The 13,100-nt window shown below is 40.9% G+C and carries 10 protein-coding genes and 1 riboswitch; of the genes, 9 read left to right on the top strand and 1 reads right to left on the bottom strand.

What is annotated here, in order from left to right:
- The coding region (locus G596_RS0119535) for a leucine-rich repeat domain-containing protein (protein WP_022763492.1) at positions 1-636 on the top strand (636 nt) is incomplete at its 5' end.
- Between the two features lie 121 nt (positions 637-757).
- On the top strand, positions 758-1,993 hold the full coding sequence (locus G596_RS0119530; RefSeq protein WP_022763491.1) for a leucine-rich repeat protein: 1,236 nt from the start codon (positions 758-760) through the stop codon (positions 1,991-1,993).
- A 64-nt stretch (positions 1,994-2,057) separates the two neighbouring features.
- On the opposite strand, the gene G596_RS0119525 is transcribed toward G596_RS0119530, so the two are convergent.
- The gene (locus tag G596_RS0119525) at positions 2,058-3,287 is read right to left on the bottom strand and encodes a hypothetical protein (protein WP_022763490.1); all 1,230 of its coding nucleotides are present in this window, start codon (positions 3,285-3,287) and stop codon (positions 2,058-2,060) included.
- Positions 3,288-3,755: 468 nt separating this feature from the next.
- On the opposite strand from G596_RS0119525, the gene G596_RS0119520 reads away from it, so the two are divergent.
- The 7 genes from G596_RS0119520 to G596_RS26035 all read left to right on the top strand — a co-directional run.
- Positions 3,756-5,495, top strand: coding sequence for a methyl-accepting chemotaxis protein (locus G596_RS0119520; protein WP_022763489.1), 1,740 nt, complete (start codon positions 3,756-3,758; stop codon positions 5,493-5,495).
- Positions 5,496-5,644: 149 nt separating this feature from the next.
- A riboswitch (cobalamin riboswitch) is annotated at positions 5,645-5,873 on the top strand.
- Positions 5,874-6,575: 702 nt separating this feature from the next.
- Entirely contained in the window at positions 6,576-7,721 is a 1,146-nt protein-coding gene (locus tag G596_RS23110; protein WP_044929207.1) for a sirohydrochlorin cobaltochelatase, read from the top strand.
- Between the two features lie 6 nt (positions 7,722-7,727).
- Positions 7,728-9,251, top strand: a complete 1,524-nt coding sequence (locus G596_RS23105) for an ABC transporter substrate-binding protein (protein WP_022763487.1) — start codon at positions 7,728-7,730, stop codon at positions 9,249-9,251.
- 12 nt (positions 9,252-9,263) lie between these two features.
- Positions 9,264-10,781 (top strand): cobyric acid synthase, encoded by a 1,518-nt coding sequence (locus G596_RS0119505; protein WP_022763486.1) that lies wholly within the window; start codon positions 9,264-9,266, stop codon positions 10,779-10,781.
- Positions 10,781-11,416 (top strand): precorrin-8X methylmutase, encoded by a 636-nt coding sequence (locus G596_RS0119500; RefSeq protein WP_022763485.1) that lies wholly within the window; start codon positions 10,781-10,783, stop codon positions 11,414-11,416. Before G596_RS0119505 ends, G596_RS0119500 begins: the two co-directional genes overlap by 1 nt.
- 155 nt (positions 11,417-11,571) lie before the next feature.
- Positions 11,572-12,750 (top strand): cobalt-precorrin-5B (C(1))-methyltransferase CbiD, encoded by a 1,179-nt coding sequence (gene cbiD, locus G596_RS0119495; RefSeq protein ID WP_242829222.1) that lies wholly within the window; start codon positions 11,572-11,574, stop codon positions 12,748-12,750.
- Between the two features lie 174 nt (positions 12,751-12,924).
- Positions 12,925-13,100 (top strand): SAM-dependent methyltransferase (locus G596_RS26035; RefSeq protein WP_044929203.1); only part of this gene is annotated, 176 nt, incomplete at its 3' end.

Below are 13,100 nucleotides of genomic sequence, written 5' to 3'. Positions count from 1 at the left end.
GATGCTCCTGCAGTAGAGGAAGAGAAGAAGGAAGAACCTGCAAAAGAGGAGAAGCCTTCAGAAGAGAAAACCTCAGATGTTCCCACACCTGTTAAAGAGGAGCCACTTAATAAAGAAGAGAACAAGGCTGCAGAAAACAAAGCAGAGGAAAAGACATCTGCTACAGCTACAGAGCCTGCAAAAGAAAAGAAGAATGAGACTGTAGAAACTCCTGCTGTTGATACTGAGTTTGAGGACAATGGTTATTCATATAAAGTAACATCAGCTGATGAGGTTGCATTTATTGGAATTACAGATAAGACAGCTAAGACAGTAACTATTCCGGATACAGTTGTTTACCAGAACAATACCTACAAAGTAACGGCTATTGCTGATAAGGCACTTTGCGGTTGCAAGAAGCTTACAAGCGTAACTGTTGGTGAAAATATTACTTCAATCGGTGCTTCCGCTTTCGCTAAATGCAAAAAGCTTAAGAACGTAACAATTAAATCTGCTTCAGTTAAGACAATCGGCAAGAAAGCATTCTTCAAGAATTCTAAGAAGCTTGTAGTTAAAGTTCCTAAAACAAGTTACAAATCATATAAGAAGATGCTTAAGAAGGTAAAAATTTCTGTAAAGCTTAAGAAGATAAAGTAATACAAAAGCGTCGGATAATACCGGCGCTTTTTTAGTAAAAAAATGCATTGCTTAGAAATACGTAATATCGTATTATGTTTAAGGCTTGAGGGGACAACTAAATTATTTAATGGAGGGACTAATGAAAAAAGTAGTTAAGAGAATTTGCAACACGCTTATGGCGTTTGCAGTAGCAACAAGTATGCTCTCATTCGTTGGGACACAGGCTAGTGCAGCCGAAGAAGTCAATGATACTGTTGTTGAGGAAGCAAATGATACTGTTGAAGAGGTATATACAGATACAGTCGAAATGGATTTTTCCGAGAACAGGATCTATAGATATAATAAAGAGCAGCCTTCATCTGAGGATCTGGATAATGATGTATTATTAAGATCTTTGAGTCCTGAAGAAAAAAATATCGTATTTATCAATGCGATGAATTATTACAATAATCTTTTTACGATATCCTATGACAGAAAAACACAGGACAGCAATGGCAATGTTATTAATGCTGAGGGTGATATAATTATTGATAGCCAAAAGGGGCAGATAATACATTTTACAACTGATAAAAATGCAACAGAGTTTGATGCAAAAGCAGCTTCAGGTGTATTTAAAACAGTAATTACAAGAAGCAGCTTGAGAGCTGGCACAAAAAATGATGTTGATTTAGAGATGCCTTTCTTTGGCGCTCAATACATGTATAATGCTAAAGCAAGTACTGAAGATGGTGAGCCTTATTTTATACTCATAATAAATTTTGGTGAAAATTACAAAAAGTCTAAAGAAGAGACACCTGCTCCCGCACCTGCAAAAGAGGAAGAGAAGACAACTAAGGAAGAAACACCTGCTCCTTCAACAGAGAAGAAGGAAAATCAGCAGAAGGCTACTGAGACTGAACAGAAAGCACCTGAGACTGAGAAGAAGGCAGAAACAGTAGAGACAGCTGCTCTTGATACAGAATTCGAAGAGAATGGCTATTCATACAAAGTAACTGCTGACGGTGAGGTTTCATTTGTAACAGTTACAGATAAGAAGGTTAAGTCAGTAAATATTCCTGACAGCGTAACACACCAGAATGTTGAGTATAAGGTAACTTCAGTAGCTGATAAGGCTCTTTATAACTGCTCTAAGCTTAAGAGCGTTACAGTTGGTGCAAACGTGAAGACTATCGGAGCATCAGCATTTGCAAAGAGCAAAAAGCTTAAGACCGTTACAATTAAGTCTGCTTCACTTACTTCAATCGGTAAAAAAGCATTCAGCAAGAATGACAAGAAGCTTGTAGTAAAGGTTTCTAAGGCTAACTATAAGAAGTATAAGAAGCTTATGAAGAAGTCTGGAATGTCTTCAGTAAAGCTTAAGAAGATTGGTAAATAATTATTTAAATTGGAATTTATGGAAAATGCGTCGGGCAAATATCCCCGACGCATTTTAATATTAATCATTTTTTATAAATAATCATTACGTTCTTATTTACCTTGCGAGCAGCTTTTACAATTTGCTTTGCAATCTTAGAATTTCTGCTCACACCTATGATTACGACTTTTTGCAGCTTTTTTGCACCTTTAAATGCTTTGGGACTTACAGACGTAAGATTTGCCGCAATAATTGTGGCATTCTTAACTTTTTTTCCGGAAATGGCACCCGCAGAAAGCTTTGTAACCTTGTATTGCTTTCTATTAACAGTTACAGTAGAAACAATTTTAACGGATTTTTTATTAGCAGTTTTGGTAACAGTAACACTTACTCCGTCTGGATTTCCTGTTACAGTAGTGCCTGATGTCAGGGTTGATGTCTGTCCCGATTGGATGCCATCAGTTTCTGATTGTTCGGAATTGCCTGAATTGCCAGAATCTGAAGGCGGGTTACTTGTGTCGGAATTACCTGGATCAGTAGGGGTAGAAGGTTTTTCATTGGAACTATCATCAGGTAACACATTATAATAAAAGCCTTCTTCAATCACACTTCCGGTAGTGGCATTAATAAGCTCAACATCTTTTCCGTCTACCTTGACAGAAAAATATACTATGCCTTCATCATCGCGGTCTCTATTATCTGTATATCCATGATAAGTTATAGTGACAGCTGAAGTTGTGTCATTGGTTAGACCTATTCCAACATCGTTGGTTTTCCATTTATAAGTGACGTTTTTACCAGACATATCTTCTGAGAAAGTGGTGGTAACTGTTCTTGTCTCAGCTTTTCCCTTAGTAAAATTAATATTGTTCGGATCAAATGTGATATGGTAAGTGGGTTTTACAGCGACAGTGACATCTGATGTAATAGTCTGACTTGTATTATAGGTTCCGGTAATAGTTATGGTAGCGGTTGCGTTAGGATCTGTTATGATATTACTCATAGTTATTGATAGAAAAGAACCATACTGATATGTATTGGTTGAAACTTCGGAAATTATATTTTGGGGATCAGTTTTGGTCCATGTATATGTAATGCCGCTAATTAGGTTTGAATCTATTTCAGCAGTATCACTATATGCGTATAGTTGTTTAGTGGCATCCGAACCTGCAGCAATGGAATATGTTTTGTCAGCTACATTAATATGAGGACCTGTTACAATAGCCTTTACTGTAATAGCAGTTGGAAAGATAAAGAAAGCACTTGAAACCGCTATAGTAGCGCTGGCCATAATTGAAAGAAGTTTCTTTAACATAACTCAATTACCCTCCAGGTATGATTTTTTAAGTCTATTTCAGAATAAATAAGGTTATTTGGTAAAAGTAATATCAAGAGTTAGTTTAAAATGGGTCGGGGAGGGCGTCAAACAACTCTGCATTAAAAAAATATAAAAAGACTGAGAATTATATGTAGCCAGGTGATTTCAAGGTCTTTACATTGAATTAAAATATTGGATTTGAATAAAGGTAAAGATAGGGATTAGTTATACCTTGAAATCAAGACAAATGCAATTATCAATGTAATCACTGCATTAGTTATCACTTAACCATATATTATGGTGTGACAATTTTATTATAAAAAACTTCTTTTCAAATTCTTAAAACATTATTAAACCGCATAATATGGGCTTACATAATATTGTATAAATTTGTACGCTATTATAAGATTTAATAAGAGAATTTTCTTTCGGTTTTTCGTTTGTCTGGAGAGGGGGATTTTTTCTATGTCAAATGTAAATCAAGCACCCGTTACCCGTAAAAAGAAATTAATATATAAGCTTATCTATATTGCTGTTGGCTCATTTATAGGCATTGGTATTATACTGAACCTTATCAGTGGTTTTGAGATAAATAAAGCTTATAAAAAACTTGCAGAAGAAGAATTAAAGGCAACTACTAAGCATCTTGCAAGTGAGATGAACAGTGTCTGGGATGGTGACTGGGCCTATGATAATGAAGTTTTGACAAAAGGCGGGACAGAGGTATTTGATGAATACCAGGATTTGATGGATGAACTTCATGGAATGACTGGTATAGACTATACCATTTTCTATGGTGATACACGTGTAATAACGACAATATTGAAATCCGGAACCAATGAACGTCTTGTAGGCACGAAGGCATCGGATGCTGTTATTAGTACTACATTAAAAGGTGGGAGTGATTACTATGCCGATAACCTCACAATAGAAGGCAAGAAATACATGGGCTATTACGTAGCCATGAAAAATACTGATGGTTCTATTATCGGTATGGTCTTTTCCGGAAGAAAAAGTGATGATATTACATCTGCTATAACAAATGTAATACTTCTTCTTTCTATCATTACTATTCTTATAGTATTAATTCTTGCAATTACAGGATTTGTTATTGCAAACAAAATATCTGCAAAGATGCAGGGGATTGCGGCAGAACTTGATAAACTCTCACAGGGACAAATTAATCTTGATATTGACAAGGAATCTATTGCCAGGAAGGATGAACTTGGTATTCTAGCTGATGGAGCGCAGACACTTAGTACTAAGCTTGGAGATGTCATCAGAACGACAGTAAAAATGTCTAATGAGCTGAAACGTGAAGGAAGCGAGCTTTCTACTTCAGCAGGACAGGCAACCGAAGCTTCAGGACTTGTAAGTACTGCGGTTGACGAGATTGCAAAGGGTGCTGTAAGCCAGGCAGACAGCATTGAAAATGCAGCAAACAATACACAGAATATCGGAAACGATATTGAGAATATTGCAAATAACGTTGAGCAGCTTGATGGCTATGCAACCGAGATGAAGGGTGCCTGCGACCAGGCGATGGAGGCTCTCGACAATCTGATCAGATCAAGCTCAGAGGTGCAGACATCAGTTAAGGAGATCGGTGAGACAATCGATTCCACAAATGAATCGGCTAAATCAATATCTACTTTCTCCGAAGCTATTACAAGTATTGCTTCACAGACCAACCTTCTTTCGCTTAATGCTTCAATTGAAGCAGCAAGAGCAGGTGAGGCAGGAAAAGGCTTCGCGGTTGTTGCAACAGAGATTGGACAGCTTGCTGAGCAGTCCAGTAAGAGCGCTGATGAGATCAAGAAGATTGTTGATCAGCTGGTTGCAGATTCAGAAGCATCCGTTCTTGTAATGCAGAAGCTGAATGAGAATTTCGGACAACAATCTGAGCAGCTTGAAACAACCAAGGAAAACATGCAGACAATGGCATCCAACGTGGTTAATGTATCAACAAGTGCTGACAATATAGCAGAGCTTGCTAAGCAGCTTACTTCTGCAAAGGATCAGCTGATTGAGATAATTGCGGATCTGTCAGCTATATCAGAAGAAAATGCAGCATCAACACAGGAAACCAATGCTTCCATGCAGGAACTGAATGCTACATTTACGGTTATTAATGAATCAGCTGAACAGCTTCAGTCTCTTGCAGATGATCTTACAAAGACAATCAGCTACTTCAAGGAAAACTGATAGTCTGTGACAAGATGTAAGAGCTAGTAAATAAAAATAGCAGAATAGAGGGATTTATTATAAACGGGGGACCAGGTACAATTTTTGGAGGTCCCCCATTGTATTAGTGTTTGAGCAGATCATATAAGTGTGCTATTATATGTGAATGTAAATTGAATAAGACGGAAGGTGCTTGCGGGCGTTAGGCTGCGCAAGTGAAAAGGGAAGCGGGTGTGAATCCCGCACGATCTCGTCACCGTGTTTTGAGAGCTTTTTCTAATATGTCACTGGAGTGATCCGGGAAGGCAGAAAAAGCGCAGCAGCGAAAATCTTATCAGTTAATGGATAACAACTGTGGAATCAATCAGCCGGGAGACCTGCCTGTCGTCGTACAAGGATATGAACGATATTATTTCATATCAGGTCACGAGGAATTGACCGTACGAAGCCTGTAGGTAAATGCAATGCATTTGCTTATATTTTGTGCGCAAATTAGTCCTCGCTTCGGTGAGGACTTTTTAATTGTAAAGGAGAACAATTATGAAAAAAAGAACACTCGCAGTCATAATGGCTGCAATGATGGTCGCATCTGCTATGGCAGGCTGCGATTCCAAGGAAACGGAGGAAGCAGTAAACGAAGTTGCAAGTGCAGGTGAGGAAGCTGTAAATGAGGCAGCTGCAGAAGCTTCAGATGAAGTACAGGAAGCGGCTACAGAAGCTGCTGAAGAAGTGCAGGAAGCAGCAGAGGAAGCACTTGAAGAAGTAAAAGAGGAAGTAGGAGAGTCTTCTGACAGTGCTCTTGAAGATGGAACTTACAGCGCTAAGTTTACAACGGACGGTTCTATGTTCCATATTAATGAAGCACTTGATGATAGAGGGACACTCAAGGTAGAAAACGGTGAGATGACAATTCATATCACACTTCCTTCTCAGAACATTGTTAATCTGTTCCCCGGAACAGCTGAGGATGCACAAAAGGATGGAGCAGTTCTTCTTGAGCCCACAACAGACAGCGTTACCTACGAAGATGGAACAACAGAAGAGGTTTACGGTTTTGACGTACCCGTTCCTGCAATTGATGAGCCCTTCCAGCTTGCACTCATTGGAACAAAGGGTAAGTGGTATGATCATGAGGTAACAGTATCTGATGTTCAGAGTGAAGATGCAGAAGCAGGAGACGACAAAGTGGCGGCAGACAAAGTAGCAGAGCTTATTGATTCAATATATGTACAGACTTGGAGTGAGGAGACAGACTCTCTTTGCGAGGAAGCTAAGAAAGCGTGGGATGCCCTTACTGATGAGCAGAAGGAAATGGTAGAGGGTGAAGACGCTGATCCCGATTACTTCGGAAGAGATACAGGCGATGCTTCCAAGGACGATCCGCTCAATGGTGATGATATCGGCGAGAATGAGCTGTTAGTTGTCAGCTTCGGAACCTCCTTCAATGACAGCAGAGCTGAGGACATCGGTGGTATAGAAAAAGCACTGGCAAAGGCATATCCCGACTGGTCAGTAAGACGTGCCTTCACAGCACAGATCATCATCAACCACGTTAACGCAAGAGACGGCGAAAAGATCGATAACATGGAACAGGCTATGCAGAGAGCAGTGGACAACGGAGTTAAAAATCTCGTAGTACAGCCCACACATCTTATGCATGGCGCAGAGTATGATGAGCTCACCGAGGTGGTTGAATCCTATAAGGATAAATTCGAAACGGTTGCTATAGCGGAGCCTCTTCTTGGTGAAGTAGGAAAAGATGCAACCGAGATAAATGAAGATAAAGAAGCCGTAGCTAAGGCTATTACTTCAGAAGCTGTGAAGACAGCCGGCTTTGACAGCCTTGATGCAGCAAAAGAAGATGGCACAGCCTTTGTATTTATGGGACACGGTACATCACATACAGCTAAGGTTACATATAGCCAGATGCAGACACAGATGGATAAACTTGGCTATGAGAATGTGTTCATTGGAACTGTTGAAGGTGAGCCTGAAGAGACTGCATTAACAGAAGTTATTAATAAGGTTAAGGAAAATGGTTACAAGAAGGTAATTCTTCGTCCTCTTATGGTTGTTGCAGGTGATCATGCAAATAATGACATGGCAGGTGATGACGAGGATTCATGGAAGAGCGGCTTCGAAGCAGACGGCTCTTTTGAGAGCATTGATTGTCAGATTGCAGGACTTGGCGGTATTGCAGATGTTCAGAGCATTTACGTCGAGCATACAGGAGCGGTGATTAAATAATCTTTTATGAAAAAGCAGCGGGAATTTATTTCATTAGTTAAATATACAATGCTGTTCCTGCTGATCGCGGTAATTATGGCAGGATGCGGTAGTATTTCCGATGGGGAATATACCGCATCCGTTACTTTATCGGGAGGCAGCGGAAAGGCTCATATTGAAAGTCCGTGCCGGATTACTGTTAACGGAGGAAAAGCGACCGCGGATATCACCTGGAGCAGTAGCAATTATGATTACATGATAGTGAATGGCAATACTTATTATCCGGTTAATACTGAAGGGAATTCTGAGTTTATAATTCCCGTGGTTCTTGAAAAGGACATGCAGATTCAGGCAGATACCGTGGCAATGAGCAAGCCTCATCTTATTGATTATGTAATCAGATTCTCTATTACGAAGCAGAATGAGTCATTAGATGATGCTTCAGATGGGAAGAACGAAATCGAAGCATCAAACGGGAGCGTTGGTGGCAATAATATCAGTAAGGCTCCTGAATTGAACGGACCGGATTACATATCTACTGATGAAAACAGCTATGCGAAGAATTTTGCAATTCACAGATACAGTGATGACTTCGCTGTAATAAGTGTCGATGATGGCAGAAACTATCTTATAGTTCCGGAGGATAAGGATTATTCTGAGAATGTAGGTGATGATGTAATTATCTTAAAAAAACCTATGGACAGAATATATCTTGCAGCTTCAGGAGTTATGTGCCAGTTTGACGCAATTTCTTCTGTGCAGGACATTTACCTTTCAGGAATAGATAAGGATGACTGGTACATTGAATCCGCCAGAAAAGCCATGGATGAAGGAACTCTTATCTATGGTGGCAAATACAGCGCACCGGATTATGAACGAATGGTAGCTGATGACATCAATCTTGCTATTGAAAACACAATGATACTTCATGTTCCGAAGGCTCAGGAGAAGATAGAACAGCTTGGTATACCGGTTTTCATAGACAGGTCGAGCTATGAGAATGATCCTCTCGGACGGTGCGAGTGGGTGAAGGTTTACGGACTCATCGCGGGAAAAGAGAAGGAAGCATTGGATGCTTTTGAAGAGCAGAAAAAACTTGTAGAGGCCTTAAACGAATTTGAGAACACCGAAAAAACGGTGGTAATCTTTTCGGTTAATTCCAACCATCAGATTGTCACAAGGAAAAAGAATGACTATTTTTCAAAAATGGTAGAGATAGCCGGAGGAAAGTATCTATCGCCAAGCAGTGAGGATGACGAAAAGGCAAATTCCCAGGTAACAATAAGTACTGAAAGCTTTTATGCTTATGCTGAAAACGCTGACATTCTTATTTATAACACCTCCATAGAAGAGGTTCCGCAGTCACTGCAAAGCCTCATGGATACAGATCCAACCTTTGCAAGTTTCAAAGCTTTTAATGATGGAACTGTATTCTACACAGATAAATCCTTGTACCAATATGCCGACAAAACCGGCACTATAATCGACAACTTAAATAAAATTATAACGAATCAAGAAACCGACACGGAATTCTTCCATAAACTTAACTAAACGAGGGGTAGCATGGCCAAGAACCTAATGATCCAGGGCACAATGTCCGGAGCAGGAAAAAGCATACTTACAGCAGGAATCCTGAGAGTTTTATATCAGGACGGCTTTAGTGTTGCGCCTTTTAAATCACAGAATATGGCCCTTAATTCCTTCGTTACGATTGACGGTAAGGAAATAGGAAGAGCCCAGGCTCTTCAGGCTGCTGCGTCTTGCAAGAGTCCTTCTGCGGATATGAATCCCATATTACTTAAACCCATGGGGGATACAACCTCTCAGATAATTGTGAACGGAGTTCCCTATGGAAACATGAAGGCGGCAGAGTATTTCCGAAAAAAAACACAGTTTATTCCTGATATAAAGGCGGCATACGAGAAACTATCCTCTGAAAATGACATAATAGTTATTGAAGGAGCGGGAAGTCCTGTTGAGATAAATCTAAGAGAAAACGACATTGTTAATATGGGACTTGCCCAGATTCTTGATGCCCCGGTTTTGCTTGCAGGAAATATTGATCCCGGTGGCGTTTTTGCCCAGCTCCTTGGAACAGTGCAGCTTATGCCACCCGAGGAACAGAGCAGAATTAAAGGGCTGATAATAAACAAATTCAGAGGTGATGTTTCACTATTGGAGCCGGGGCTAACCATGTTTTCTAAATACTGCGACATTCCGTTTGCAGGAATAGTTCCGTTTGTCCCGCTTGATCTAGATGAGGAAGACAGCGTCTCGGAGAGACTTAAAATCTCGAAAAGAAAGAGTGATGATGAGAGCAAGATATGTATCTGCGTGATAAGGCTTCCTTTTATAAGTAATTACACAGATTTCTCAGTGTTTGAAGGCCTGCCGGAAGTAAGTCTTATATATGCAAATTCTCCGGAGGATATTGATGACTGTGACCTTGTGATCATACCCGGAACGAAAAATACATTGGCTGATCTTAGATGGTTAAAAGAGTCAGGCCTTGCAAATAAGATTATTGAAAAGCATAACGATGGCGCTCCGATAATCGGAATTTGCGGTGGATTTCAGATGCTTGGAAAATGCGTCAGGGACATCTCAGGTGAAGAAGGAGGAGGCGATGAGGAAGGACTTGGACTTCTTCCGATTTTCACTGAATTCAAAAAAGACAAAACTTTAAGGCAGACTAAATCTAAAATAGGAAAACTAAGCGGAATATTTGAAAGACTTTCAGGAACAGATATTTCCGGATATGAGATTCACATGGGTGAAAGCTTTATGGATGCTTCTGCCTCGAATTACGCAGATGAAAACAGCCCTGTAATAGATGAGAATACTCCGGTAATTACAGGAAAAAATGCGCTTGGAACCTACATCCACGGTATTTTCGATACTCCTGAATTTAGCGAAAAAATACTTGAGATTCTATATGAGAAAAAAGGAATTACTTCTAAAGTTCCAAATATTGAACCCGCTGATGTCAGACAGAATAGGGAACTAAACAGGCTTGCCGATGTTTTGAAAGAAAGCCTTGACTGGAAGCTTATATATAATGCAATCGGGACAAACAGATAATGAATATAAAACATATACTTCCTTCCGACATTGAGAAGGAGAGTTTCAGAATAATAAAAAGTGAACTTGAAGAAGCGGGAAGAACTCTTCCGGAGGAGTTAGAACCTACGATAATTAGGGTGATTCATACTACCGCAGATTTTGAGTATGCCGATACCCTAATGTTTTCTGATAATGTTATTGAAAAGGCAAAGGACGCCATAAGGAGAGGTGCGCATATTGTCACTGATACAAACATGGCGCTGTCCGGAATAAGCAAGAAGACTCTTGCAAAATATGGCGGTGAAGTTCACTGCTTTATGGCTGACGAAGAGGTGGCTATTGAAGCAAAACAAAGACAGGTTACCAGAGCCTATGTAAGTATGGAAAAGGCAGCGAAGATAGACGCGCCTTTGATATTTGCGATTGGCAACGCTCCAACGGCCCTTGTTAAGCTGTGGGAGCTCATGAATGATGAAACAGCAAATTTCAGACCGGAACTGATAATAGGCGTTCCGGTAGGCTTTGTTAATGTTGTTGAAGCCAAGGAACTTATTATAAACTCTAATGTTCCATTTATTGTTAACAGAGGAAGGAAGGGAGGCAGTGGCGTCGCCGCCGCAATCTGCAACTCTATCTTATATAACATAAATTAAAGCCTTTCTCTCATCCGGCGCTACGCGCCACCTTCCCCCAGAGGGGGAAGGCAAAGAATAGTTACAGCCTTTCCCTTGGGGGCGCTCGACGTCCGGGGGACGTCGGTTCAGCGCGGACCGAAGCGGAGCGTAGACAAGGTGGCACGAAGTGCCGGATGAGGGGAAAAACAAGGTGGCACGAAGTGCCGGATGAGGGGACCATGCCTGACCTATATATTGAAAAAGCCGGAAAAAATTTAAGATGCGGATTCACCACCGGAAGCTGCGCTGCCGCGGCCTCTAAGGCAGCCCTCATTATGCTTCTCACAAACAAAGAAATAAATAATGTAAGTATAAGGACACCCAAGGGCCCGGTCTATACCGCAGAAATACTTGATATAGAAAGATCTGAAAAAAGCGTATCCTGCGCCGTTGTAAAGGATGGCGGAGATGACCCTGATGTTACAACGGGAGCGCTTATTTATTCAAAAGTGACTCTTACAGGCGAAGCAGGAATAACTATCGACGGCGGCGAAGGAGTAGGAAGAGTTACAAAACCGGGGCTTGATCAAAAAATCGGCGAGGCTGCAATAAATTCCGTACCAAGGAAAATGATTAGAGAAAATCTGGAAAGTACCCTGGAAGAATACGGACTTAAAGATACAGGACTATCTGTAATAATAAGGGTTCCTAAAGGTGCTGAGCTCGCTCAGAAAACCTTCAATCCTAAGCTGGGAATAACCGGCGGAATATCAATTCTTGGCACCACGGGAATAGTGGAGCCTATGAGTGATGATGCAATTATAGAAACCATCAAGGTTGAAACAAGGGTAAGAAAAGCAGAAGGATATCCTATATTGCTTGCAGCTCCGGGAAATTACGGACTTTCGTTTCTTGAAGAAAAGTACGGAATTGATAAGTCTCTTCCCGTAATGAGTTCCAACTTTGTTTATGATACAGTTCGCATTGCTCTTGATGAAGGCTTTGAAAAGCTTATATTTGCAGGCCATATCGGTAAACTTGTAAAGGTCGCAGGAGGAATAAAAAATACTCATTCAAAGTACGGCGACCACAGGATGGAGATACTTGCTGATATTTCAAGGAAATACATGAACCTCGATAAAGAACTTTCAGAGTGTGTCATGACCGATGAAGCAGTAAGGATCATTACTCAGGCCGGTATAGCAGACAAAGTATTTCCCGAGATGGCTGGAAGAATAAAAGAGAACATGGAAGCCTGGGCTGATAACAGAATCCAGGTTGAGGTGATCGTCTTTTCAAACGAAAACACGGAGCTTGTCCAAACAGATAATTTTAAAGATTTAATATATGCCTTCCCCTTTGGGAATATATAATGCCTTCCCCCTGGGGGCGCTCGACGTCCGGGGTTGCTACTCGTCCGGGGGACGAGTGCTTAGCAACGACCGGAGTGGAACGTAGACCGTCGGTTCAGCGCGGACCGAAGCGGAGCGAAGACAGGTGGCACGAAGTGCCGGATGAGGGGATTCATACAACCACTTGGAGGTAACATGGTTCATTTTGTAGGCGCAGGCCCGGGAGCACCGGATCTTATAACCCTTCGGGGTAAAAAACTTATAGAGGAAGCCGACGTAATTATTTATGCCGGATCACTTGTGAACCCGCAGCTTTTAAACTATGCGAAGGAAGGCTGCGAGATACATGACAGCAGCAAATTGAATCTTGA

It is taken from the genome of Butyrivibrio sp. AD3002, from assembly GCF_000420905.1.
In the GTDB taxonomy this organism is placed as follows: domain Bacteria; phylum Bacillota; class Clostridia; order Lachnospirales; family Lachnospiraceae; genus Butyrivibrio.
Note: the sequence above shows the minus strand (reverse complement) of the source record. Positions and strands in the feature narration are given on the sequence as shown.